This is a genomic window from Staphylococcus pseudoxylosus (genome assembly GCF_044794325.1).
In the GTDB taxonomy this organism is placed as follows: Bacteria; Bacillota; Bacilli; order Staphylococcales; family Staphylococcaceae; genus Staphylococcus; species Staphylococcus pseudoxylosus.
Genome location: NZ_CP085024.1, coordinates 2,225,787 through 2,251,751, shown reverse-complemented (window position 1 = coordinate 2,251,751; position 25,965 = coordinate 2,225,787). Strand labels below are relative to the sequence as shown.

The following is a 25,965-nucleotide window of genomic DNA, read 5'->3' as shown; positions in this document are numbered from 1 at the left end:
TTAATGAAATATTAAAGAAATTCCCTGTGTAAATTAGTTATTAAGTTAAAATGACTTAAATTACATATGTACGATATAAAAATTAAGTTATTTATTTCTATATGGTCATTTTAGTTTTTAAGCATAATGAATTACTTATCAGTACTTTTTATGCCGTCACTTAAATGTTTTGTGACATTGTCGAATAGTTGTTGCTTCTGATTTTCATAGTCACGTATATTTGTAGCAGTAAGTGTAGCAGATTGTTTTGCTTCGCCAAATGTTGTGACTAAAGCGTCATTTTTACTGAGTAACAGATTTGTTTGCAAGTAGTCGTTATAAAGTTTTGAGTCCTTTTGTATAATATGTAAACGAGCTACTTGTTTTAATTCTATTAAGTTATTAAATTGTGCCATAACTACTTTTTTATTATATGGATGGTGCAAGCGGTAGAATCCTTCATAATTCAAACGTTTTTCATCTAAGGATGTAATATCATGTAAATTATTTACACCCACTAATATATCTAGAATAGGCTCGGTTGGATAATTAAAGTGTGAAGTCCCACCGATATGATGCGTTGATTTAACAGGTGTATCAAGCAAGTTGAAGAGGATATTGCTTAGTTCTTGGTATCGTTGTCGATAAATGTTGTTATGGTCTTCTGTTATTAATGGTTGGATATGAGAATACATGTAGGTTGTCCACGCCTTTCAATGTTATGATAGAACTGTTAAACTGTAAATTCTGAAACAATATATCATATATCATTTTCAAGTTAAATAAGTTTCTGTATAATACTGAATGATAAGGAGTGCAGAAATGAAAAAAATAATTTGCATTGTTTTATTGTTTTGTTTTTCAATTACACTAAGCGCATGTGGCAATGAAGGATCTACCGAATTTAAAGATTTTGATAGCACGCTTAATGACGTAAAATCCAAGGAAAATGAACTGAAAAAAGTCATAGATGATATTCACTTAAAGCGTTTAGATGATTTAAGCAAGACAGATATGACAGACAAGAACAAAAAAGAATTTAACGAATTGCAAAATAAAGTAAATAGTAAATTGGTCCCTAAACTCGACAATTATGAAGCGGCTGCAAAAAAGTTACCTGCAGATTCTGAAGAAACAAAGGAATTAAAATCAACCTATTTAAAATCAGTGAAAGATAAAAAAGCTGCTATTAATGACTTGAAAAACTTCATAGATTTATGCAATCAAGCAGTTAAGGCAAATGAAGATATCTTAGACTATACTAAGTTATTTGAAAAAAATAGATCTCAGGTTGAAGCACATATGCAAAAAGCAAGTGACGCTGGCTCGACAACAGATGTAAATAATTTTAAACACAAATTAGAGCAAAATAATAAAGAGTTAAGAAACACAGCTGAAAAAGAAGCAGACTCAACGGATGCTACCAAAGTAAAACAGTCTATAGAAACACAAATTATGCCTTTAATTGATAAACAGATTAAAGATTTGAATAAAACAGCAATTACAAATAATTATGTTAATGATGCACGTAAAAATGCTATAGAAATGTATTACAGCTTACAAAATTATTATGAAACTCGAAAAGAAACGATAGATATTAGCGAACAATTAGATAAAATCAACACTAAAGATTTACCGAAAAAAGGTGAAGACCTAGAGAAGTTTGACGCTGATTTTGACAAAGAATATAATAATGTGAAAGAAGACTTTAATTAAAAAGGTTTTTTACCAAAGTTATAAAATTTTAAATAAACAGTTAACAACAAAAAGAGAGTTGTGTATAATTGGAAACAATGATATGAGTATATCGTGTAAATTTCACACTTTTTGAAAGATCACTGTGTGTTAAATATTTTTAGAGGTGAATAGAATGGCTATAAAGCTGAGTTCGATTGACCAGTTTGAGCAAATTATTAATGAAAACAAATATGTATTTGTACTGAAACATAGTGAAACATGCCCAATTTCAGCAAATGCAATTGACCAATTCAACAAATTTTTATATGAAAGAGATATGGATGGTTACTATTTAATTGTACAACAAGAAAGAGAATTATCTGATTATATAGAAGAAAAAACAAGTGTGAAACATGAATCACCACAAGCATTTTATTTTGTTAAGGGACAAGCGGTTTGGAATGCGAGTCACGGTGACATTAACGTTTCAACATTAGCAAGCGCAGAAGAATAAACGACAAAAAAATACAGATTTAAACGCTTGTTAAGCGCTTATCATTGAGGTAGGTGTTTAACAAGCGTTTCTTATAATGTGAAAAATTTTCGCCTGGCATGTATAATAAATAATTGAATAAGAAATGTAGACTACGATTTTATCGTTTACACATATATGGACAAAACAAATGGCATTCATATATAAACTGAGGTATAAAAATTGAAAACTGATTATGTACCTAATTTTTACTTTTATTAATTAACAAATTTTAAATAAAAATACTAGAGGTGACAAAATGAAAGTTTTAGTTGCGATGGATGAATTTAATGGAATTATTTCCAGTTATCAAGCGAATCGTTATGTTGAAGAAGCGGTAGCTAGCCAAATTGAAAAAGCAGACATAGTACAAGTACCTTTATTTAATGGTCGTCATGAGCTTATGGATTCTGTCTTTCTTTGGCAGTCAGGTACTAAATATAGAATGACAACACATGATGCTGATATGCAAGAGGTAGAAGCAGTGTATGGCATTACAGATAGCGGTATGACTGTGATTGAGGGTAATCTATTTTTGAAAGGTCAAAAGCCAATTAATGAACGTACAAGCTATGGTCTGGGAGAAGTGATCGTAGATGCTCTAGAGAATGATGCAACGCATATGGTTATTTCACTTGGTGGCATTGGTAGCTTTGATGGCGGTGCAGGTATGTTACAAGCACTGGGTGCTAAGTTTTACGATGATGAAGCACAAGAAATTGATTTGCGTCAAGGTAGTAATAAGTTAAAATATATCCGCAAAATCGATATTTCTGGGTTACATCCCAACTTAAATAATGTACGTTTTCAATTAATGTCAGATTTTGATAGTAAAATTTACGGTAAGAATAGTGAAATAATGCAAACGTATGAAACTTATGGGGTAACACGTGAAAATGCTGCCGAAATTGATAACTTAATTTGGTATTTAAGTGAAATGTTTAAAAGTGAACTAAGACTTGTGCTTGGCCCAGTACAAAGAGGGGGCGCAGGCGGTGGCATCGCTGCAGTATTAAATGCGCTCTATAATGCAGAAATCATGACTAGTCATGAACTCGTAGACCAAATAACACATTTAGATGCATTAATTGAGCAAGCAGATTTAATCATTTTTGGTGAAGGTATCAATGAAGCAGATCAAATACTTGAAACAACAACGGTACGTCTAGCAGAATTAGCTACAAAATATAATAAACCATCAATAGCCATTTGTGCCACTGATGATAAGTTTGACTTATTTGAATCTATAGGTGTTACAGCAATGTTTAATACATTTATAGAAATGCCAGAAAGTTTTACGGATTTTAAAATGGGCATTCAAATTAGACATTATACTGTTCAAGCAATTAAGTTATTGAAAACGCAATTTGATATCAACAAATAGATTAAGTGATTAAAATGCATAGCTAATTTCTTTTTAGAATGTATCTTAAGCTACTGAAACGATTAAATCATTTTTGGTAACTACATTCGTTATGACGTTATCATTTTAGTGAAAAATATGATGTTAAGCATGATAAAAATTAAGGTTCCGAGACATCTTTATATGTCTTGGAACCTATTTTAATATAAATATAATTATTTTTGATATGTTTGTACGACTTCTTCTGCAATACCGATAATAACTTCAATCGCTTTCTCCATTACATCAATAGATGCATATTCGAAAGGACCATGGAAATTATCACAGCCAGTAAAGATATTTGGTGTAGGTAATCCCATATAAGATAGTTGTGAACCATCTGTACCTCCACGAATTGGCGCGGTATTGGCTGGGATGTCTAATTTAGTAAAAACACGTTTTGGTATATCAATAACATGTGGATTTGCCGAAATTTTTTCACCCATATTATAATATTGATCATTGATTTCAATTTCAATAGGATCGTCTTCAAAATGCGTATTGATATCATTTTTAATTTCGACTAAACGTTTCTTACGTAAGTCAAATTGATTACTGTCGTGATCACGAATAATATAATGAAGTGTTGTTTTTTCAACGTCGCCATTCATCTTCATCAAATGATAAAAACCTTCATAACCTTCAGTTCTTTCAGGGACTTCGTTTGGTGGAAGTAAAGAATTAAATTGCTGGCCTAATAATACAGCATTAATCATGGCATCTTTAGCTGAACCTGGATGCACATTGACACCATGACAAGTTACGATTGCTTCAGCAGCATTAAAGCTTTCATATTGTAATTCACCATATTCACTACCATCCATTGTGTAGGCAAAGTCAGCGTTAAAGCGTTCGACATCAAATTCATGAGGTCCTCTACCGATTTCTTCATCTGGGGTAAATGCTACACGGATACGTCCATGTTTAATTTCAGGATGTGAAGTTAAGTATTTTAAAGCTTCCATAATCTCAACTACACCAGCTTTATCATCAGCGCCTAATAATGACGTTCCATCTGTAACCATAAGTATATGACCTTCGACATTTTTCATATTTGGAAAAACATCTTGGCTTAAAACGCGGTTCGTATCCCCAAGTTGAATTGGTTTACCATCATAAGCTTCAATAATTTGTGGATTGACATTCGTAGCGTTAAAGTCTGGCGATGTATCGACATGTGCTAAAAAACCAACAGTCGGTATATCAGCATCTACATTGCTTTCTAAAGTGGCAAATAAGTAGCCTTGTTCATCAATATCTGTCTCTAACCCAAAGTCAGTCAATTCATCATTTAATAAGTTTAATAAATCCCACTGTTTCTCTGTAGATGGTGTTGTATTAGATTCTGGATCGGATTGTGTGTCAATAGTTACGTATCTTGTCAGTCTTTCAATTATGTCTTGTTTCATAAAAACACCCCTTTAAGCTCTATTGTTCATATTGTAAGATTTTTTATAAGTTTTGCCATTCATTTTACCATAATGTTGTTTTATCCGTGTATAGATATAATAAATAATCTCTGCACATAAAATACCAAAAGCAATTGCCCCTGAAATTAGAGTTACTTCTAAAAATGTATTAACGGCGTGTGTGTATTCATTACTTACCAAGAATCGTGTAGCTTCATATGCTAAGCCACCTGGTACAAGTGGAATAATACCAGGTACAATGAAGATAATTACAGGTCGTTTGTAACGTCTACTCATAACATGACTCATTAAAGCTAAGATAAAACTACCTAAAAAAGAAGCTAAGACTTTACCTAAGTCAGCATCAAATGTCAACTTATAGATAATCCAACCCATTGCGCCTACAAAACCACAGGCTAAAAGGAGGCGTCTTGGTGCATTGAACAGAATTGAAAATAGCATTGTTGCAAGAAAGCTAATTATAAATTGTGAAAAATAATAGACAATGGCCATGATGTTAGCACTCCTTTTTAAAATATTAATAATACTATGGCAACGCCAGCTCCAATGGCGAATGAAGTTAATGCCGCTTCAACACCACGTGACATACCAGCAAGTAATTCGCCTGCCATCAAATCACGTATGGCGTTAGTAATTAAAATACCAGGTACCAGAGGCATAACGCCAGCAATGGTTATGATATCTTGATTATGTGCCCAACCTATTTTTGTGAAAGCAGAGGCTATCATAATCACCACTGCTGCACTAATAAACTCAGAAAAGAATTTAATCTGTATGTAACGTTGCACATAATTAAAGGTTAAAAAGGCACCTGCGCCAGCAAGGATAGCGAAAATAAAGTCTTGGATGATTCCACCAAACATAAATAGGAAAAAACCACATGCAATCGGTGCTGCCAAGAAATTAGTTATGGATGAATATTGTAAAGAGGCGTGGTGCAAATGTACCAGTTCAGATTTTGCTTGATCTATATTCAGTTCATTATTAGAAATTTTTCGTGAGAGACTATTAGTCAAAGCTATTTTTTCTAAGTCTGTGGTACGTTCGCGAATTCTGATAAGCCGTGTATTAGTACGGTTATTTAGTGAAAAAATGATTGCAGTAGATGTCACAAAGCTATATGTATCATCTAAACCAAAACTTGCAGCTATACGTGTCATCGTGTCTTCAACGCGGTATGTTTCAGCGCCACTTTCAAGTAAAATTCTTCCTGCAATAAGCACGACATCAATGACTTTATCTTCATCAATAATCGTAATTGAATCTGACATAGCTTTGCACCTCCTGAAAATTTTTTAGAACAATTGAAAGTTTACAGTGTACAATTGAAACTTTCAATAGCAATTCATACGCCGTCATCATTTTTTAATATTCCATTATATATTGTAACAAACTCAATTGTATAACTATAACAGTTTATAGAAATGAAAGTTTTAGTTAAAGATTTTAAAGTTAGAAATTACCGTATGATATTAATACTGTTTGTCATAACAATTTGATGAATGTTAAATATGAAAATATAAAGGTAATTGTAAATGAAGTAATTGACAGTTTGACTCATAATAGTTGTTTAAATTTGAGTTATGGTTCATTTAAAGTAGTAATAAGATTTGATAGGAATAAAGCTATATCAAAAAAAGACAAACACTCTCTGCTGAGTGTTTGTCTTTATATTGATATAAGTCATGTCGTGAGGTACTAGGGAAGTAGTTTAAGCTGGAACATCTAATGAGTTATGTTTAACGTAAGTTATATGAACTGAACTTATATAGTCACAATTAAAAATGAATTTATTTTAAAGGTTTTAAAGTTTAACAATAGGATTAAACATCACTTGATTCCGGCCTTCATTTTTAGCCATATGCAACATATCATCTGCAATTTTAAATACTTTACGTTGTGACTTGTAGTCATCGGCAGTTAAATAACCAACACCTATTGAAACAGATAATTTAATAACCTCTTTATTAGGTAGATGGAAAGTTGATTGTTCTACACCACCACGTATACTCTCACTTAATTTAACACATTGGTCTAACGTGTAATCGTATAAAACGATAGAGAATTCCTCGCCGCCATTACGATAAATACTAAATTCTTGTGGGACATAGTTTTTGAGCAGTTGTGCAACTTGCCTTAGTACTGCATCACCAGATTGATGTGAAAATTTATCGTTTACATCTTTAAATCCATCGATATCGATGAGTAACAGCCCGATACTTTGGTTGTTTTTTTCAGCAATGCTTGTCGTTTCATTAAGGTGTCTATCGAATTCTTTAACGTTACCTAAACCTGTTAAATAATCAAATTTATCTTCATTTTCATAACGATTTACTAAAGAGAAAAAATACCAAATATCGACAAATGTTATTGACGAAGTAATCATTAATATAAATGATATAGGTATTAGGAACAATACCTCTGTAATTTCGTAATATGGGCTTATGAGTGATAAAATAAAGAAAATAACAAGTGTAATCGCGTTAAGAATTTGTAGTGAAATAATGTCATTTTGTTTTAAAAATGGGCCAACAGCACCAACAATCACAGCGATAACGATGAGTATCATAGCCGCAATGATAGTGTAATCACCAATTAGAACATTTACTAACCCTACGATTAATGCTGAAAGCACAGTGTAAAACATGTTCGTATACCTACCTAGGAAGAGTATAGGTATAAAGGTTAAGTAAAGTGTGTATTGGTTAAATAGTGGCACGGGATAAGCAGATAGTAAAAGTGCTACTATGGTCATTAAAACTGTAACATATTCTTTAGAAAACACCATGTTTTTATTCTCTGAATACTGTAAGCGGTGAAATAAATAGATACCTGCTACTGTAACAGAAATATTGTAAATAATAGCTTCAAACATTTAACTTTACACTCCTCTTTGTTTAGCACTTTGTTATTGTAAGTGAAAACTTACAATTTGTCATCTTAATGAAAATAGAAATTTATAACATTCACTTAATATTCGTGTTAAAATAATTTTTTGAGTGAATATACAATGATTCACTCTGAAATTTAAATATTTAAGAAATAATCCTGTGACTTATCAATTATCGCATTTCAAGTTGTATAAGTAAAAGCGTATAGGGTATTATAGAATTATGTAGCACATCAGACTATATAACGCCTGCAATGAATTTTCAAATTTGCATGATTCGTTAATTAGATGATGATTAGCTTACAATTAATTTAAATAATTATTTTCAACTTAGGATTTTGAAATTAAAAATAAAACAGAATTATATTAATGAAGGTGAACTGATGTATACATTATTATTAATCATTTTTTCAATGATTGTCAGTTTGATACTTACACCAATAGTTATAAAGGTTTCACATAAATTAGGGATTGTAGATCAACCGAATTTTAGAAAGGTACATACTAAACCTATATCCGTACTTGGTGGAACTGTAATACTCATATCATTCTTAGTAGGGATATGGCTTGGACATCCTATAGAAACGGAAGTTAAACCTCTGGTTATTGGGTCAGTGTTAATCTACTTGGTTGGACTCATAGATGATATTTATGATTTGAAACCAATCATTAAATTATTAGGTCAAGTAATTGCAGCACTTGTTGTTGTTTATTATGGTGTGACTATTGATTTTATTTCTTTACCTATTGGACCAACGATTCATTTTGGTATTTTAGGTATACCAATTACAGTTATTTGGATTGTGGCAATTACTAATGCAATTAATTTAATTGATGGACTAGACGGCTTAGCATCTGGTGTTTCGATGATTGCATTAATGACGATAGGTTTTATCGCAATCTTACAAGCAAATATATTTATTATGATGATTTGTAGTGTTTTGATTGGGGCGCTTCTAGGATTCTTATTCTTTAATTTCCATCCAGCAAAAATCTTTTTAGGCGATAGTGGTGCTTTGCTTGTCGGTTTTATCGTAGGTTTCTTATCATTGCTCGGGTTTAAAAATATTACCTTTGTATCTTTATTCTTCCCGATTGTAATTTTAGCTGTACCATTTATTGATACACTCTTCGCTATGATTCGTCGTGTGAAAAAAGGTCAGCATATTATGCAAGCTGATAAATCACATCTCCATCATAAATTTTTAGAACTTGGCTATTCACATCGTCAAACTGTACTATTGATATATTCTATAGCAATACTATTTAGTCTTGCTAGTATAATATTATATCTATCTCAACCGTGGGGCGTACTCATGATGTTTATTTTGATTTTAATCACAATTGAACTTATCGTTGAGTTTACAGGATTGATTGATGATGATTATCGACCATTATTAAAATTAATTGAAAATAAAGAACAGCATGACGATTATCACAAATAATATTATAAAATATTGCTCATAGTCATAGAAAGGCGCCTCCATATTATAGGAGGTGTCTTTTTTTATGATTAAAATGTAAGGCAAAATATTAAAGGGAAGTTAATTTAACACCACAAAGCGTTAATTTGTAGGGATATCGAAAGGCAGACGAACTGTTTCCCCCTCAATTAAATTATAATTACCTGAGGTCGTGCGATTTAAAAATGTTAGAAAGGTATCGTAATCGGAAGCTACAACATCAATGCTATAACTTACTTTGTCTGTGTAGTTTTGCTCTCGCAATAAGAAAGGCATGCTTTCTAACTCGTATTCAAATTTACCAGTTAAATCATAACCTATAGTTACAGTAGTAGGTATAGCAGGGCGTAAAGCAACACGTCCGATATCAAATATGACATCTCTCACAGCGCCACTATAGGCACGGATTAAACCACCGCCGCCCAGTTTAATTCCTCCGAAGTAACGTGTAACCACCACACATGCATTATGGATTTCAAGCTTTTTAAGAATTTCTAACATTGGCACGCCGGCTGTACCACTTGGTTCACCGTCATCGTTTGCTTTTTGAATATTCATTTGATCACCAATTGTGTATGCCGAACAGTTATGGGTAGCTTCTTTATGTTTTGCTTTGACAGCCGCAATAAAATCTTTTGCTTCATCTTCTGATTCAACAGGTTTAATATGCGCTATAAAACGCGACTTACTGATTATATTTTCAATCGTATGTTCTTGTTTAATTGTTTTAATTGTGTCATCCATTTATAGTCACCTCGTGTATGTATTATACGTTTAGTTATTTTTCAGTGAATTAGTTATTAACTAATATTATACACTGTATTGAATTATAGATTAAATGTTAAAATGAATTTTCTTTTAAGCAAAAGTAAGGTATTATAGTTGTGAGTATAATTGAGGAGGATTATGATGAAAATCGCTGTCTTGACAGATTCAACGAGTTATCTATCTCAAACATTAATTCAAAAATATAATATAAAAGTAGCGCCATTAAGTGTCACTTTTGATTCTGGGGAAAATTTTGTTGAGAATGCAACAATATCAACGGATGAATTTTATAAACGTATGAAAACATCGGATACTATTCCAACAACTAGCCAACCTGCGATTGGAGATTTTTTGGAGAATTTTGAACAACTTCGTGAAGAAGGCTATACAGATGTTATTTGTGTATTCTTATCTGGAGGTATTAGTGGTTGTTATCAAACAGCTACTCAAGCTGGAGAAATGGTAGAAGACATCAATGTTCACACATTTGATTCACAACTAGCTGCAATGGTTGAAGGTGCATATGTACTCAAGGCCATTGAAATGATTGAACAAGACTATGAACCACAAGCAATCCTTGATGAGCTATATGCGATGCGAGAAGATACTGGTGCGGTATTAATGGTAGATGACTTAAAAAATCTACAAAAAAGTGGACGAATCACAGGTGCACAAGCATGGATTGGTACAATGCTTAAAATGAAGCCAGTATTGAAATTTGAAGATGGTAAAATAGTACCTGACGAAAAAGTAAGAACAAAAAAACGCGCATTGCGTAAAATGATTGATAAAGTTATTGCGGAAGTAAAAGATTTTGAAGAAGTAACATTATTTGTTATTGAGGGTGACATTGCGGAGGACTCAGATTGGATTCAACATGAGTTAGAAGAAAAATATGCGCAATATCCACTCTATCGCTCAAGTTTTGGACCTGTAATCGCAGCTCATCTTGGCTCAGGTGGAATTGGATTGGGTTATGTAGGGCGTACGATTCGTACAAATTAATATTTTTAAACTAAAGACATGTTTGGCTTTGTTGCCACATGTCTTTATTTGGAGGTAAAGAGCGATAAAATACTATGGTAGATTAATTTTAGATAAATCACTTTTAACAAATGAAACGATAAGTCATATATCAAAAGGTGTAATTTTAAAAAAGAATAAGTGGTATTGTATACAATGTCACACTAATCAACCAAGCCATTACTATAAATACTATTCAGAAGTTTTAAATAAGTATATTGTTTATTGTAGAAATTGCATTAATTTGGGAAGAATGGACAATATTCATTCTGTTTTCATCACAGCATCACAAAATTACGTTTCGCCGGGCACCTTTCAATTGCAATTTGACCTTTCGGAACAACAAAGTTATGCATCAAATGAAATTTTAGCAGCTATAAAAGCGTTTCGCTCAAAGATATTATATGCCGTGACAGGTGCGGGAAAGACAGAGATGATATTTGAAGCTATCCAATACGCACGTAGCCAAGGGTATAATGTTGCTATTGTTTCTCCTAGAGTGGATGTAGTTATAGAAGTGAGCATGAGGATCGCAGAAGCCTTTCAGCAAGAAGCTATTGATGTCTTATACCAAGGACATGGACAAAAATACAATGGGCATTTCATCGTAGCAACAATACATCAGTTGTATCGCTTCAAAAGGCATTTTAATTTAATTATTGTTGATGAAGTAGATGCTTTTCCTTTAGACATAGACCCTTCTTTATTTGAAGCGGTTAAACACGCTTCAAATAAACATTGTTCCCACATTTATATGACTGCTACGCCATCAAAGAAATTAGGCCAACGTTTGAATGATATCGATGTGATTGTCTTACCTGCACGTTTTCATAGACACTCACTTCCGATACCTCATTTTAAATACTTCAACTTAAAACCCCACAAAATACAAAGAAAACTATTAAATATTTTAAAAAAGCAAATTAGTAACCAACGCTTTACACTCGTGTTTTTTAATAATATTCAATTAATGAAAGAAGCTTATAACCAATACAAAACACGCTTCACAACAATAACTTATGTTCACAGCGATGATGTTTATCGCTTTGAAAAAGTAAAGGACTTAAGAAATGGAAAGTATCAAATTGTTTTTACAACAACCATCTTAGAACGTGGTTTTACAATGACTAATTTAGACGTGATAGTCTGTAATAGTCATAACTTTTCAACCAATGCATTAATTCAAATAGCAGGAAGAGTTGGACGCAAGAGAGAGGATCCGAGTGGGCTTGTTTTGTTTTTACATGAAGGCATCACATTTAAAATGTTACAGGCACGTAAAAATATTAAACGTATGAATCAATTGGCTCGTGAAAAAGGGTGGATAGATGACTAAATGTATACAGTGCCAAGCAACATATATTGAACCATTGAATGCTAAGACATTTTATAAAAAAGCGTCAAAATTCTGTGATCGCTGTTTAGAACAATGGCAAAAGGCAAAGCTCTCACCAGAAAATCGGTGCCCACGATGTTTGAAACTGTTAGCAATAACTGAAACAGCATGCTTAGACTGTAAGTTTTTGATGACGAAATTCAAATTAATGCATCAACTTTATTGTAATTACCAATACCAAGGTATTGTAAAACAGCTATTACATCAATATAAATTTATGAAAGATGTGGCGCTTGCTGAAGTGTTAGCAGCACAAATGCAACTGCCTAAAAACCAATACGATTATATCGTACCTATACCCTCATCGAGAGAAAAAGATCAAGCACGAACATTTAACCCTGTGACGTACGTCTTAGACCAGATGAATATATCATATAAATCTTTATTGATAGCAAAAGTGAGACCGAAACAAGCACCATTAGGTAAATTACACCGTTTTGAGCTAACGAACCCGTTTGAAATTGTGCAAAATATAGACTTGGAAAACAAAAATATATTACTTGTAGATGATATATATACTACAGGATTAACGGTTCACAATGCGTTAGCAATACTACTTATTAGAAAAATCAGAAAATTCGATGTGTTTACGTTTGCACGATAACATAAAAGTGGTATTATAAAAGTAAGCAATATTACCAATATAGAGGTTTTAAAGGAGTCGATTATTATGATCAGATTTGAAATTCACGGGGATAACCTCACTATTACTGATGCGATTCGCAACTATATTGAGGAGAAAATTGGTAAACTTGAACGTTATTTTAACGATGTGCCAAATGCAACTGCACACGTTAAAGTAAAAACGTACCAAAACTCAGCTACTAAAATAGAAGTAACTATTCCATTGAAAAATGTTACATTACGAGCTGAAGAACGTAACGATGATTTGTATGCAGGCATTGATCTAATCAATAGCAAACTTGAAAGACAAGTTAGAAAATACAAAACACGTGTAAATCGTAGAAATAGAAATCGTGGTGAGCAAGAAGCATTTGCATCACTACCAGAAGAAAATGAAGCAGTAGAAATTCAAAATGACGATGCTGAAAATGAAATCGAAATCATTCGTGCTAAAAATTTCAGTTTGAAACCAATGGATTCAGAAGAAGCAGTATTGCAAATGGATTTATTAGGACATGATTTCTTCATCTTTACAGATCGAGAAACAGATGGAACAAGCATTGTTTATAAAAGAAAAGATGGCAAATATGGGCTAATTGAAACAACTGAATAACATTTTAATTTAGTCTCATATTAATTAACAGTAGCGTTCATGATTATGTTAAATCGTGGACGCTCATTTTTTGCTATGTTACTATAAAATAATTTGAAAGTTATACATGTATTTGTGTATATTTTTAGTGAACAAGGTTTCAAAGACGAATTAAAAATAACTAAAGTTTATGTTTGATGTCAGCATTAATAAATATATTGAAGTCAATAAGTGTAAATTTAAGCTTATTAATGATAATATAAGTTGTTGTAAGCTAAGAGTTATTAAGCTAAAGGAGCGAACAAAATGGGTTTTTTATCAAAAATTGCAGATGGCAATAAAAAAGAAATAAAACGCCTTGGTAAATTAGCCGACAAAGTCCTTGCATTAGAAGAGGATATGTCGATATTAACTGATGAAGAAATTAAAGGAAAAACAAAAGCATTTCAAGAACAATTACAAGCTGAAGAAGATATAAAAAAACAAAATAAAATATTAGATGATATTTTACCAGAAGCTTTTGCAATCGTACGAGAAGGTGCAAAACGTGTATTTAATATGAGTCCATACAAAGTACAAGTTATGGGTGGTATCGCAATTCATGGTGGCGATATTTCAGAAATGAGAACTGGTGAAGGTAAAACATTAACAGCAACGATGCCAGTTTATCTAAATGCTTTAACTGGTCGCGGTGTGCACGTTATTACGGTCAATGAATACTTATCTAGTGTTCAAAGTCAGGAAATGGCTGAGTTATATGAGTTTCTTGGTCTATCTGTTGGTTTAAATTTAAATAGTAAAACAACAAATGAAAAGAGAGAAGCCTATGCATGTGATATTACGTATAGTACAAATAATGAGCTAGGTTTTGACTACTTGCGTGATAACATGGTGAACTACGCAGAAGAGCGAGTTATGAGACCATTAAACTTTGCAATTATTGATGAGGTTGACTCTATTTTAATAGATGAAGCACGTACACCATTAATAATTTCGGGTGAAGCAGAGAAATCTACTTCCCTTTACACACAAGCAAATGTTTTCGCCAAAATGCTAAAAAATGAAGATGACTATAATTTCGATGAGAAAACAAAAGCAGTTCAATTAACAGAACAAGGTATTGATAAAGCAGAACGTATGTTTAAAATCGATAACCTATATGATGTGAAAAACGTTGATATTATTAGCCACATTAATACGGCGTTACGCGCTCATGTAACATTACAACGAGATGTAGACTACATGGTCAATGACGGTGAAGTGCTTATCGTCGATCAATTTACAGGTCGTACAATGCCGGGGCGTCGATTCTCTGAAGGGCTACATCAAGCGATAGAAGCCAAAGAAGGCGTTAAAATTCAAAATGAATCTAAGACAATGGCATCTATTACATTCCAAAACTATTTCAGAATGTATAATAAATTATCAGGTATGACGGGTACAGCAAAAACGGAAGAAGAAGAGTTTAGAAATATATACAACATGACTGTAACTCAAATTCCTACGAATAAACCGATACAACGTATAGATAAACCTGATTTAATATACATTAGCCAAAAAGGTAAATTCGATGCAGTAGTTGCAGATGTCATTGAAAAGCATAAGCAAGGTCAGCCGGTACTTTTAGGTACTGTTGCAGTGGAAACCAGTGAATATATTTCTAACTTGTTGAAGAAAAATGGCGTACGTCATGACGTATTAAATGCTAAAAACCACGAACGTGAGGCAGATATTGTTGCCAATGCCGGTCAACGTGGCGCTGTTACGATTGCTACGAATATGGCGGGTCGTGGTACAGATATTAAACTGGGCGAAGGCGTTGAAGAAATAGGCGGACTCGCAGTTATTGGTACGGAAAGACACGAATCTCGTCGTATCGATGACCAATTACGTGGTCGTTCTGGTCGTCAAGGTGACAAAGGTGATAGCCGCTTCTACTTATCGCTTCAAGATGAATTGATGGTACGTTTCGGTTCAGAGCGTTTGCAAAATATGATGAATCGTTTAGGTATGGATGACTCTACACCAATTGAGTCTAAAATGGTTTCACGTGCAGTAGAATCTGCACAAAAACGTGTTGAGGGTAATAACTTCGATGCGCGTAAACGTGTTCTTGAATATGATGATGTATTACGTAAGCAACGTGAAATTATTTATAATGAACGTAATAATATTATTGATAGTGATACAAGTGGTGATTTAGTCGATCAAATGCTTCATTCAACATTAGAAAGAAGTGTTCACTATTACGTAAATGAAGAAGTAGACGAACCTGATTATGAACCATTCATTAATTATGTCGACGATGTATTTTTAAATGAAGGCGACTTAACAGTTGAAGACATTAAAGGGAAAGATAAAGAAGACATTGTTGAAATCGTTTGGAATAAGGTTGAAGTAGCGCTGAAAGACCAAAAAGAAAAGATTGGTACGCAATTTGACGAATTTGAACGTATGATACTACTTCGCTCTATTGATACACATTGGACTGACCATATCGATACAATGGATCAACTTAGACAAGGTATACATTTACGCTCTTATGGTCAACAAAATCCGTTACGTGATTATCAAAATGAAGGTCATCAATTATTTGATGCAATGATGGAAAATATTGAAGAAGACGTAAGTAAATATATTCTTAAATCCGTTGTTTCAGTCGAAGATGATGTAGAAAGAGACAAAGCTACTGACTTTGGTAAAGCTGAGCACGTTTCTGCAGAAGATGGTAAAGAAAAAGTTAAATCATCACCATATGTTAAAGATGAACATATTGGTAGAAATGACCCTTGCCCTTGTGGTAGCGGTAAGAAATATAAAAACTGTCACGGTGCGTAACACATGTGACTATAAATTAAACCGGGAGCATTGATAGTCGTATCATTAACTTCCGGTTTTATTTTTGTATTAAAACATTACAGGTCGCATGGAGGAGATTAAGTGTAAAGTTGAAATGTTAACCCTGACTTCTGTAGAATAGTGATATTGGATAAAATAAATTAAGATGAATAAGTATGTTGTGTAAGTACTTCATTTGATAATAGGAGAGATGCAAAATGGAATTATCAGAAATTAAACGAAATATTGATGCTTATAGAGAAAGATTAGAACAACTTAGGGGGTCTCTTTGACTTAGAAGAAAAGGAGACTAATATTAAAGAATTTGAAGAGATGATGACAGATCCTACTTTTTGGGATGACCAAGATAAAGCACAAGAGGTCATTGATAAGAACAATGCTTTGAAATCAATTGTGAATGCATACAGATCACTTGAAGCAACTCTAGAAGATATGGATACGACTAGAGCATTATTATTAGAAGAAAACGATCACACAATGAAGCAAGAATTGGAGCAAGAAGTTCATACGTTTGAAAGTCAGTTGGACAACTTCGAATTACAATTATTGTTAGATGGTCCATATGATGCGAACGATGCCATTATGGAGTTACATCCAGGTGCAGGTGGTACTGAATCGCAAGATTGGACTAACATGTTATTGAGAATGTACCAACGTTACTGTGAGCAAAAAGGCTTTAAGGTAGAAATTGCTGACTACTTACCAGGAGACGAAGCTGGAGTTAAAAGTGTAACGATAATCGTAAAAGGTCATAATGCTTACGGTTATTTGAAAGCTGAAAAGGGAGTACACCGTCTTGTTCGAATTTCTCCATTTGATTCTTCAGGACGCAGACATACATCATTTGCATCATGTGACGTAATCCCACAATTTAATAATACCGATATAGAAATTGAGGTTAATCAAGACGATATTACAATTGATACTTTTAGAGCATCAGGTGCAGGCGGGCAACACATTAATAAAACAGAATCAGCCATTCGAATCACTCACCATCCAACTGGCATTGTTGTAAATAATCAAAATGAACGTTCTCAAATTAAAAACAGAGAAGCTGCTATGAAGACTTTGAAATCTAAGTTATATCAATTAAAAATTGAAGAACAAGAACAGGAAATGGCAGAAATTCGAGGAGAACAAAAAGACATAGGATGGGGTAGTCAAATCAGATCTTATGTATTCCACCCGTATGCTATGGTTAAAGATCATCGTACTAACGCTGAAACGGGTAAAGTTGATGCGGTAATGGATGGAGATATTAATTCATTTATAGAAGCATATTTACGCAGTCAAATGGACCATAGTGAAAAATAAGTATGAATGATATTAAAATATACGTTATAAATTAGCAAGTTGAAGTTTGATGTATGTATGGGATGAGCTAGTAATCAATATTAAAATGTTGATTACTAGCGCATCCCTTTATTTTTGAAATTTTATATTGAATGTAAATAACTGTTATATGAATTTTAACGAATAAAGAGGCAATCTATACTTTGAAATTATTATAAATATATTGTTGTATATTTATAATAATTTCAAAACATTAATCATTGGATGTAAAATACATTTTTTAATGTTACATAGTCCAATGCTTACAGAATAATAATCTTTATTTAAATTTAGTCGTATCAAGGGATTAGACGTATTTTAAAGGATATAAAATAGTTCGTTAAAATAGAAAGTTGACTGTTGTATTACAGTATAATAACAAAGACAAATGTCTATGGGTTATGTGCTATATTATTCTTGATTAAAATTAAGACAGCAAAGGATGAAAGATGTAATGAAGAAAGGCTTAACATTTTCTATAACAACGGCAGCAATGTTTTTTGGTATAAATGGTATCGCATCAGCAGACCAAATCCATACAGTGAAGGAAAATGCTAAATTAACAGATATAGCTCAAGCATTTGCAACATCAACTACTGAAATTCAAAATTTAAATCAAATAGATAATAGAGCGTATGTTCAAGCAGGAGAAAAATTAGTGCTTCCAGACAATGATATTGTAGAAGTAAAAGTTGGAGATTCAATTCAAAGTATCGCAACTGCACATCAATTGACGGTTGAACAACTTGTTCAATTGAACCCAAATTTAGGAGACGTGATATATCCTGGTCAACTTATCGCAGTTTCTGAGAAAGGTTCAGCACATTTAAATAATCAAATACAACAAATGTTTAACGAGCAAATCGAAGGGCAAAGTAATATCTCAGACGGTAATTACAATGAAGCAATTAATGAACAATCAACACCAAATCGTGCTACAACATCAACATCAACACATATGGCATCTATTGCACCACAAACGTGGTCAAACGTTAACACACAAGATGTAGGTCAAAACAATCAACAAATGCATGTTGATAGTAATGTGGGATCTAACGAACAATATAGCCCAGTACAACAAGCTTCAAATGGCAATAACTATTACACATGGGGACAGTGTACATATTACGCTTTCGATAGACGCCAACAATTAGGAAAATCTGTTGGTAATTTATGGGGAAATGCGAATAATTGGGCTTCAGCAGCTCGTCAAAATGGCTATCAAGTAAATCACACGCCAGAAGTTGGAGCTATTTTCCAAAGTAATGCTGGTAACTATGGGCATGTAGGTGTAGTGGAACGTAAAAATTCAGATGGGTCTATTCTTGTGTCAGAAATGAACTGGCAAGGCGTAGGACAAAAATCTTATAGAACAGTTCACAATACAGGACAATATAACTATATTCACTAATTAATACTAGAGCTTTCAGTTTGAAGTTAGAACAAATATGCTGATATCTTGTTTTATAAGATAATGAGTGAAATCGTAAACTAACTATGTAAATTTGATGAAATGAATGTAGAAGAAATGACTAATTAAGTTGAAAGCTGTGTTCATGGGAGTGGGACAACGAAATCATTGTAGCGTCATATGATTTCGCTGTTCCACTCCCTCGTTATATTAATTAAAGAAGTATGTTTATAATACAAATAAATAATTATTTTTAAGGATATTGGTAAGACATTTTATTTGTTGAGTGATATTATAAAAACAAGTATAATGATTCATTAAATAAACTAGGAGGCGATGTCATGGGAGTACATCAATATTTTAAACGCTTATCTGATTTAGAAAAATTAATTAGATTGCCAGGTAAATTTAAGTATTTCGAGCATAACGTCGCTGCCCACTCATTCAAGGTGACTAAAATAGCTCAATATTTAGGCACTGTTGAAGAGTATCATGGGAATGAAGTGGATTGGAAAAGCTTATATGAAAAGGCATTAAACCATGATTTCGCGGAAATATTCACAGGAGATATTAAAACGCCTGTAAAGTATGCTAGCGGAGAACTAAAGAAATTATTCTCACAAGTTGAAGAGGAAATGGTAGATCATTTTATAAATGAAGAGATTCCAGAACCATATCAAGCTATCTATAGAGAAAGACTACAAGAAGGTAAGGACGATTCGTTAGAAGGTCAATTACTTTCGGTAGCTGATAAAATAGATTTATTATATGAAACATTTGGAGAAATTCAAAAACGTAATCCAGAACAACTATTCTTTGAAATATATGAAATGTCATTAGAGACAATAATGCAATTTGATCACCTTAGCTCGGTTCAAGATTTTATAGAAAATATCATTCCTGAAATGTTGACGGAAAAGTTCATTCCAAAATCTGAATTACGAGAAACAACCATGGCTATTTTAAATAATAGGAACGGGTGAATGGAATGATTTGGTATGCGCTTGCGGCCTTTTTTCCTTGTATATTTGTTGTGTTGTTTAGTGTATTAACGAGAAATAAATGGGTAGGAACAATCCTGACATTAGTTATTATAGGCGCATCTGTACAAAAAGGATTCTTCCATAGTGAATGGATTATTTTTATAGATGTAGTGTCTATGTTGGCAGGATATCTCATTATTGATCAATTAGAATTGCACAAAAAAGAAGACGATTGAAAAGTAAGTATTGAGCAACCTAATTGCTATAATTTAATAAGCGCTTTATAATTATATGGCTTGAGATAATTAAGAATATGATTATAATGCAAATTTATGCAAACATGGTAGAGTGACTATGTTTGTTTTTATTTATATAGAACAAGATTAATTAAAACGAACAAATGTTTGCTTTTGTCTTTGTTAATCTGTTAAAATATGTAACGAGTATAAGCACCTTCGGAAAATATTACGCCAAAAAACAATGTATATAGCCTAATATAAAGATTTTAAATAGGTTTTAAGCGTTAGAAATGATATAGGAGGTAGGGTTATAATATGGAACATTATCCGTTTAAATTGCATTCTGATTTTGAGCCTCAAGGAGATCAACCAGAAGCCATTAAAAAAATTGTAAATGGTGTCAATGAAGGAAAAAGACATCAAACGTTACTTGGGGCTACAGGGACAGGTAAAACTTTTACGATGAGTAACGTCATTAAACAAGTGGGTAAACCTACGTTAATTATCGCACATAATAAAACACTAGCAGGACAGTTATATAGCGAATTTAAAGAGTTTTTCCCTGAAAACAGAGTGGAATATTTTGTCAGTTATTATGATTATTATCAACCAGAAGCTTACGTGCCATCGACTGATACTTTTATAGAAAAAGATGCCTCCATTAATGATGAAATAGATCAATTACGACATTCAGCAACTAGTGCATTATTTGAAAGAGATGATGTTATTATCATAGCTAGTGTCAGCTGTATATATGGCTTGGGTAATCCAGAAGAGTATCGTGATTTAGTCGTAAGTGTGCGAGTTGGCATGGAAATGGATAGAAGCGAATTACTGAAAAAATTGGTTGACGTGCAATATACAAGAAATGATATTGATTTTAGACGTGGTACGTTCCGCGTTAGAGGTGATGTAGTAGAAATCTTCCCAGCTTCAAGAGAAGAAATGTGTATAAGAGTAGAATTCTTTGGTGATGAAATAGATCGTATTCGTGAGGTGAACTATTTAACAGGCGAAGTATTAAGGGAACGAGACCATTTTGCGATATTCCCAGCCTCACACTTCGTAACACGAGAAGAAAAAATGAAATTAGCCATCCAAAGAATTGAAAATGAATTAGAAGCACGTTTGACTGAACTACGTTCAGAAAATAAATTGCTAGAAGCACAACGTTTAGAACAACGTACGAATTATGACTTAGAGATGATGCGAGAAATGGGCTTTTGTTCAGGTATAGAAAACTATTCCGTTCATCTAACTTTACGACCAACAGGTTCAACACCTTATACGCTTCTAGATTACTTTGGTGATGATTGGTTAGTAATGATTGACGAGTCACATGTTACATTACCGCAAATTAGAGGGATGTATAATGGTGACCGCGCTCGTAAACAAGTACTGGTAGACCATGGTTTTCGCTTGCCCAGTGCTTTAGATAATAGACCACTAAAATTTGAAGAATTTGAAGAGAAGACTAAGCAATTAGTTTATGTATCAGCTACACCAGGTCCATTTGAATTAGAACATACAGATGAAATGGTACAGCAAATTATCCGACCAACAGGTTTATTGGATCCTAAGATTGAAGTTCGACCAACAGAAAATCAAATCGATGATTTAATTGGAGAAATTCAAGATCGTATTGATCGAAATGAACGCGTGCTAGTAACTACTTTAACTAAAAAAATGAGTGAGGATTTAACAACTTATTTGAAAGAAGCGGGAGTAAAAGTTAATTATTTACACTCAGAAATTAAAACACTAGAACGAATTGAAATTATTCGCGACTTGAGAATGGGCACATATGATGTCATAGTCGGAATTAATTTATTAAGAGAGGGTATTGATATACCAGAAGTATCTCTCGTAGTGATATTAGATGCAGATAAAGAAGGATTCTTGCGTTCACAAAGATCACTTGTTCAAACAATTGGACGTGCTGCACGTAATAGTCGTGGTGAAGTTATTATGTATGGGGATAAAATTACTGACTCTATGCGTTATGCGTTAGACGAAACAGAAAGACGTCGTACAATCCAAGAAGCATATAACGAAAAACATAACATTACACCTATGACTATTAATAAGAAAATACATGATGTGATTAGTGCTACTGTTGATAACGATGAAACTAATGACCAGCAACAAACGGAAGTTCCTAAGAAGATGACGAAAAAAGAGCGCGAAAAGACAATTGCAAATATAGAAAAAGAAATGAAGAAAGCGGCGAAAGATTTAGATTTCGAAAAAGCTACAGAGCTTAGGGATATGTTATTTGAATTAAAAGCAGAAGGGTGACACAAATGAAGCAACCATCCATTGTAGTAAAAGGGGCACGTGCCCATAATTTAAAAGATGTTGATATAGAAATACCTAAAGACAAACTTATAGTTATGACCGGACTTTCAGGTTCAGGTAAATCATCTTTAGCATTTGATACAATATATGCTGAAGGACAACGTAGATATGTAGAATCATTAAGTGCCTATGCGAGACAGTTTTTAGGACAAATGGATAAGCCAGATGTAGACACGATAGAAGGCTTATCTCCAGCTATTTCAATAGATCAAAAAACAACGAGCAAAAATCCAAGATCTACTGTTGCGACTGTAACTGAAATTTATGATTATATTAGATTACTCTATGCACGTATAGGGAAACCATTTTGCCCTAATCATGGTATTGAAATAGAATCACAAACAGTACAACAAATGGTCGATCAAGTCATGAAATTAGAAGAACGTACTAAGATTCAAATTCTCGCACCAGTGATTACACATAGAAAAGGCGCCCAAGAGAAGTTAATTGATGATATTAGTAAAAAAGGTTATGTGCGTGTAAGAGTAGATGGTGAAATAACTGATGTAAATGAAGTACCTGCATTAGATAAAAATAAAAACCATACTATCGAAGTAGTCATCGACCGTTTAGTTGTTAAAGAGGGTATTGAATCACGTTTGGCAGACTCTATCGAAACAGCATTGCAACTTTCTGAAGGTAGCCTCATTGTGGATATCATTGACGGTGAAGAATTAAAATTCTCAGAAAATCATGCTTGTCCAATTTGTGGTTTTTCAATTGGAGAATTGGAACCACGTATGTTTAGTTTTAACAGTCCATTTGGTGCTTGTCCAACCTGTGATGGCTTAGGTCAAAAACTGACTGTGGATTTAGATTTAGTAGTTCCTGACGCTAATAAAACATTAAATGAAAGCGCTATTGTTGCTTGGGAATCATCAAGTTCTGATTATTATCCAACATTGTTAAATCGCGTTTGTGAAGTGTTTAAAATAAATATGGATAAGCCTTTTAACAAGCTTACAGATCGGCAAAAAGATATTATTTTAAATGGTTCAAAAGGCAAAGAAATTGAATTTACCTTCACACAACGTAATGGCCAAACACGCAAACGTACAATGGAGTTCGAAGGTGTAATCAATAACATCAATAGAAGATATCATGATTCTCCATCTGAATTAGTAAGAGAAATGATGAGTAAATACATGACTGAATTGCCATGTGAAACTTGTCACGGTAAACGATTAAGTCGTGAAGCATTATCTGTTTATATTGCAGGGAAAAATATTGGTGATGTCGTTGAACAATCTATCAAAGAAGCATTGCATAGTTATGAACATATAGAGCTGTCTGAACAAGATAGAAAAATTGCTAACCAAATCTTAAAAGAAATCAATTCAAGATTAGAATTCTTATATAACGTTGGACTAGAATATTTAACATTGAATCGCGCCTCTGGCTCATTATCTGGAGGTGAGGCACAACGTATTCGCCTTGCGACTCAGATTGGTTCAAGACTTTCAGGCGTACTTTATGTTTTAGATGAACCTTCTATCGGGTTACACCAACGAGATAATGACCGGTTAATTAATACGCTAAAAGAAATGCGTGATTTAGGTAATACCTTAATCGTTGTTGAACATGATGATGATACAATGCGCGCAGCAGACTTTTTAGTTGATGTTGGTCCAGGCGCTGGTGAACATGGTGGAGAAATCGTTGCGAGTGGGACACCAAAACAGGTAATGAATAATAAGCAATCATTGACGGGCCAATATTTAAGTGGACAAAAACGTATTGAAGTACCAGAAGCACGTAGGCAGATTACAGATCGCAAAATTAGCGTGAAAGGTGCTAGAAGTAACAACTTGAAAGATATAGATGTTGATTTTCCGCTATCAACAATGACAGTTGTCACAGGCGTTTCTGGTTCTGGTAAAAGTACATTAGTGAATGAGGTACTTTACAAATCATTAGCAAAACATATTAATAAATCTAAAATAAAACCTGGTGATTACGATGAAATTCAAGGTATAGATCAATTAGATCGTATTATTGATATTGATCAATCTCCAATTGGTCGAACACCAAGGTCTAATCCAGCTACGTATACAGGGGTTTTTGATAATATACGAGATATATTTGCACAGACCAATGAAGCGAAAGTTAGAGGTTATACGAAAGGTCGTTTTAGTTTCAACGTTAAAGGCGGGCGTTGTGAAGCGTGTAAAGGCGACGGTATCATCAAAATAGAGATGCATTTCTTACCTGATGTATATGTGCCTTGTGAAGTTTGTGGTGGCTCTAGATATAACCGAGAAACACTAGAAGTGACATACAAAGGGAAAAATATTGCTGATATTTTAGCGATGACGGCAGAAGAAGCTACGTCGTTCTTTGAAAACGTACCTAAAATTCATCGTAAATTGAAAACGCTAGTAGATGTTGGTTTAGGTTATGTAACTTTAGGTCAGCCTGCTACTACTTTATCCGGCGGCGAAGCGCAACGTGTGAAGCTTGCTTCAGAATTGCATAAACGATCTACAGGTCGATCAATTTATATCTTGGATGAGCCTACTACTGGTTTACATGTTGACGATATTAGTCGTTTATTAAAAGTGTTAAATACACTTGTAGAAAATGGTGACACTGTAGTTATTATTGAACATAATCTAGATGTGATTAAAATGGCTGACCATATCATTGATTTAGGACCTGAAGGTGGCGATGGTGGTGGTACACTCGTTGCTACTGGTACGCCTGAAGCAATTACAGAAGTTGACGAAAGTTATACAGGTCGATATTTAAAGCCAGTATTAGCTCGTGATACAGTTAAATAAAAATCACGATTCGCTATAGACCAATGAACTTTATTAAACAATATAAAAATAGACTCCTTATAAATAACGCGAAATAGTGTTACTTATAAGGAGTCTTTCTTTTTGTTTTACTGTAAAAACTATACAATTGTTAGGTGACTGAACTATAAATGGAAGATATCGTTTATAATTAATTAGACAGTGATGTGATTAAAGCGATTTATTATTAATCTTCTACACTTTTTAAT

General features: G+C 33.3%; 21 protein-coding genes. 15 read left to right on the top strand and 6 right to left on the bottom strand.

Annotated features, from left to right (window positions below; all coding sequences use genetic code 11):
* Positions 1 to 131: 131 nt before the first annotated feature.
* Complete coding sequence (locus LG295_RS10840) at positions 132 to 674, bottom strand: GrpB family protein (protein ID WP_107557879.1); 543 nt, start codon at positions 672 to 674, stop codon at positions 132 to 134.
* Between the two features lie 127 nt (positions 675 to 801).
* On the opposite strand from LG295_RS10840, the gene LG295_RS10835 reads away from it, so the two are divergent.
* From LG295_RS10835 to LG295_RS10825, 3 genes are all read left to right on the top strand, one after another.
* Positions 802 to 1,695 carry an EMYY motif lipoprotein gene (locus tag LG295_RS10835; RefSeq protein ID WP_107557878.1) on the top strand — a complete coding sequence of 298 codons (894 nt, stop codon included), beginning with the start codon at positions 802 to 804 and terminating at the stop codon, positions 1,693 to 1,695.
* Between the two features lie 154 nt (positions 1,696 to 1,849).
* The gene (gene ytxJ, locus LG295_RS10830) at positions 1,850 to 2,170 is read left to right on the top strand and encodes a bacillithiol system redox-active protein YtxJ (protein ID WP_107531843.1); all 321 of its coding nucleotides are present in this window, start codon (positions 1,850 to 1,852) and stop codon (positions 2,168 to 2,170) included.
* Positions 2,171 to 2,447: 277 nt separating this feature from the next.
* Positions 2,448 to 3,572, top strand: a complete 1,125-nt coding sequence (locus tag LG295_RS10825) for a glycerate kinase (RefSeq protein WP_107531844.1) — start codon at positions 2,448 to 2,450, stop codon at positions 3,570 to 3,572.
* A gap of 194 nt (positions 3,573 to 3,766) precedes the next feature.
* Here LG295_RS10825 and pepT read toward each other — a convergent pair whose 3' ends face one another.
* The 4 genes from pepT to LG295_RS10805 all read right to left on the bottom strand — a co-directional run bounded on the left by pepT (position 3,767) and on the right by LG295_RS10805 (position 7,895).
* Positions 3,767 to 4,999 carry a peptidase T gene (gene pepT, locus LG295_RS10820; RefSeq protein WP_318833075.1) on the bottom strand — a complete coding sequence of 411 codons (1,233 nt, stop codon included), beginning with the start codon at positions 4,997 to 4,999 and terminating at the stop codon, positions 3,767 to 3,769.
* A 12-nt stretch (positions 5,000 to 5,011) separates the two neighbouring features.
* The gene (locus tag LG295_RS10815) at positions 5,012 to 5,512 is read right to left on the bottom strand and encodes a threonine/serine exporter family protein (RefSeq protein WP_017722511.1); all 501 of its coding nucleotides are present in this window, start codon (positions 5,510 to 5,512) and stop codon (positions 5,012 to 5,014) included.
* Between the two features lie 17 nt (positions 5,513 to 5,529).
* Positions 5,530 to 6,291 (bottom strand): threonine/serine exporter family protein, encoded by a 762-nt coding sequence (locus LG295_RS10810; protein ID WP_107557876.1) that lies wholly within the window; start codon positions 6,289 to 6,291, stop codon positions 5,530 to 5,532.
* 533 nt (positions 6,292 to 6,824) lie between these two features.
* The gene (locus tag LG295_RS10805) at positions 6,825 to 7,895 is read right to left on the bottom strand and encodes a diguanylate cyclase (RefSeq protein WP_029377679.1); all 1,071 of its coding nucleotides are present in this window, start codon (positions 7,893 to 7,895) and stop codon (positions 6,825 to 6,827) included.
* A 398-nt stretch (positions 7,896 to 8,293) separates the two neighbouring features.
* Between LG295_RS10805 and LG295_RS10800 the strand changes: the two genes are divergently transcribed.
* Positions 8,294 to 9,355 (top strand): glycosyltransferase family 4 protein, encoded by a 1,062-nt coding sequence (locus LG295_RS10800; protein ID WP_029377678.1) that lies wholly within the window; start codon positions 8,294 to 8,296, stop codon positions 9,353 to 9,355.
* Between the two features lie 120 nt (positions 9,356 to 9,475).
* Here LG295_RS10800 and LG295_RS10795 read toward each other — a convergent pair whose 3' ends face one another.
* Positions 9,476 to 10,117: a YigZ family protein gene (locus LG295_RS10795; protein WP_318833074.1), complete on the bottom strand. Its 642-nt coding sequence runs from the start codon at positions 10,115 to 10,117 to the stop codon at positions 9,476 to 9,478.
* Between the two features lie 165 nt (positions 10,118 to 10,282).
* Here LG295_RS10795 and fakB1 point away from each other — a divergent pair, with 165 nt between their 5' ends.
* From fakB1 to uvrA, 11 genes are all read left to right on the top strand, one after another.
* Positions 10,283 to 11,146, top strand: coding sequence for a fatty acid kinase binding subunit FakB1 (gene fakB1, locus LG295_RS10790; protein WP_107531772.1), 864 nt, complete (start codon positions 10,283 to 10,285; stop codon positions 11,144 to 11,146).
* Positions 11,147 to 11,417: 271 nt separating this feature from the next.
* A complete protein-coding gene (locus tag LG295_RS10785; protein WP_318833073.1) occupies positions 11,418 to 12,500 on the top strand; it encodes a DEAD/DEAH box helicase family protein in 1,083 nt (360 codons plus the stop codon).
* Positions 12,493 to 13,164 (top strand): ComF family protein, encoded by a 672-nt coding sequence (locus LG295_RS10780; RefSeq protein WP_318833072.1) that lies wholly within the window; start codon positions 12,493 to 12,495, stop codon positions 13,162 to 13,164. The genes LG295_RS10785 and LG295_RS10780 overlap by 8 nt, the downstream gene beginning before the upstream one ends.
* Positions 13,165 to 13,230: 66 nt before the next feature.
* Positions 13,231 to 13,797, top strand: a complete 567-nt coding sequence (hpf, locus tag LG295_RS10775) for a ribosome hibernation-promoting factor, HPF/YfiA family (RefSeq protein WP_107531775.1) — start codon at positions 13,231 to 13,233, stop codon at positions 13,795 to 13,797.
* Positions 13,798 to 14,082: 285 nt separating this feature from the next.
* A complete protein-coding gene (gene secA, locus LG295_RS10770) occupies positions 14,083 to 16,614 on the top strand; it encodes a preprotein translocase subunit SecA (protein WP_107531776.1) in 2,532 nt (843 codons plus the stop codon).
* 218 nt (positions 16,615 to 16,832) lie between these two features.
* A protein-coding gene (prfB, locus tag LG295_RS10765; protein WP_107531777.1) for a peptide chain release factor 2 occupies positions 16,833 to 17,949 on the top strand; the annotation gives its coding sequence in 2 pieces (ribosomal slippage) (positions 16,833 to 16,904 and positions 16,906 to 17,949; 1,116 coding nt in all).
* Positions 17,950 to 18,421: 472 nt separating this feature from the next.
* Complete coding sequence (locus tag LG295_RS10760) at positions 18,422 to 19,378, top strand: CHAP domain-containing protein (protein WP_404475899.1); 957 nt, start codon at positions 18,422 to 18,424, stop codon at positions 19,376 to 19,378.
* Between the two features lie 341 nt (positions 19,379 to 19,719).
* The gene (locus tag LG295_RS10755; protein WP_029377670.1) at positions 19,720 to 20,361 is read left to right on the top strand and encodes a YfbR-like 5'-deoxynucleotidase; all 642 of its coding nucleotides are present in this window, start codon (positions 19,720 to 19,722) and stop codon (positions 20,359 to 20,361) included.
* 5 nt (positions 20,362 to 20,366) lie between these two features.
* Complete coding sequence (locus LG295_RS10750) at positions 20,367 to 20,597, top strand: CsbA family protein (RefSeq protein ID WP_107531850.1); 231 nt, start codon at positions 20,367 to 20,369, stop codon at positions 20,595 to 20,597.
* 318 nt (positions 20,598 to 20,915) lie between these two features.
* Positions 20,916 to 22,898 carry an excinuclease ABC subunit UvrB gene (gene uvrB / locus LG295_RS10745; protein WP_107531851.1) on the top strand — a complete coding sequence of 661 codons (1,983 nt, stop codon included), beginning with the start codon at positions 20,916 to 20,918 and terminating at the stop codon, positions 22,896 to 22,898.
* Between the two features lie 5 nt (positions 22,899 to 22,903).
* A complete protein-coding gene (uvrA, locus tag LG295_RS10740) occupies positions 22,904 to 25,738 on the top strand; it encodes an excinuclease ABC subunit UvrA (RefSeq protein WP_107557869.1) in 2,835 nt (944 codons plus the stop codon).
* Positions 25,739 to 25,965 lie beyond the last annotated feature (227 nt).

Coding starts and splice junctions, on each gene's coding strand:
- LG295_RS10840 (WP_107557879.1), bottom strand. CDS start 674: ATGTATTCTCATATCCAACCATTAATAACAGAAGACCATAACAACATT.
- ytxJ (WP_107531843.1), top strand. CDS start 1,850: ATGGCTATAAAGCTGAGTTCGATTGACCAGTTTGAGCAAATTATTAAT.
- LG295_RS10750 (WP_107531850.1), top strand. CDS start 20,367: ATGATTTGGTATGCGCTTGCGGCCTTTTTTCCTTGTATATTTGTTGTG.
- hpf (WP_107531775.1), top strand. CDS start 13,231: ATGATCAGATTTGAAATTCACGGGGATAACCTCACTATTACTGATGCG.
- LG295_RS10825 (WP_107531844.1), top strand. CDS start 2,448: ATGAAAGTTTTAGTTGCGATGGATGAATTTAATGGAATTATTTCCAGT.
- LG295_RS10760 (WP_404475899.1), top strand. CDS start 18,422: ATGAAGAAAGGCTTAACATTTTCTATAACAACGGCAGCAATGTTTTTT.
- LG295_RS10795 (WP_318833074.1), bottom strand. CDS start 10,117: ATGGATGACACAATTAAAACAATTAAACAAGAACATACGATTGAAAAT.
- LG295_RS10755 (WP_029377670.1), top strand. CDS start 19,720: ATGGGAGTACATCAATATTTTAAACGCTTATCTGATTTAGAAAAATTA.
- LG295_RS10815 (WP_017722511.1), bottom strand. CDS start 5,512: ATGGCCATTGTCTATTATTTTTCACAATTTATAATTAGCTTTCTTGCA.
- LG295_RS10785 (WP_318833073.1), top strand. CDS start 11,418: ATGGACAATATTCATTCTGTTTTCATCACAGCATCACAAAATTACGTT.
- secA (WP_107531776.1), top strand. CDS start 14,083: ATGGGTTTTTTATCAAAAATTGCAGATGGCAATAAAAAAGAAATAAAA.
- fakB1 (WP_107531772.1), top strand. CDS start 10,283: ATGAAAATCGCTGTCTTGACAGATTCAACGAGTTATCTATCTCAAACA.
- LG295_RS10805 (WP_029377679.1), bottom strand. CDS start 7,895: ATGTTTGAAGCTATTATTTACAATATTTCTGTTACAGTAGCAGGTATC.
- uvrA (WP_107557869.1), top strand. CDS start 22,904: ATGAAGCAACCATCCATTGTAGTAAAAGGGGCACGTGCCCATAATTTA.
- LG295_RS10835 (WP_107557878.1), top strand. CDS start 802: ATGAAAAAAATAATTTGCATTGTTTTATTGTTTTGTTTTTCAATTACA.
- LG295_RS10800 (WP_029377678.1), top strand. CDS start 8,294: ATGTATACATTATTATTAATCATTTTTTCAATGATTGTCAGTTTGATA.
- uvrB (WP_107531851.1), top strand. CDS start 20,916: ATGGAACATTATCCGTTTAAATTGCATTCTGATTTTGAGCCTCAAGGA.
- LG295_RS10780 (WP_318833072.1), top strand. CDS start 12,493: ATGACTAAATGTATACAGTGCCAAGCAACATATATTGAACCATTGAAT.
- LG295_RS10810 (WP_107557876.1), bottom strand. CDS start 6,291: ATGTCAGATTCAATTACGATTATTGATGAAGATAAAGTCATTGATGTC.
- pepT (WP_318833075.1), bottom strand. CDS start 4,999: ATGAAACAAGACATAATTGAAAGACTGACAAGATACGTAACTATTGAC.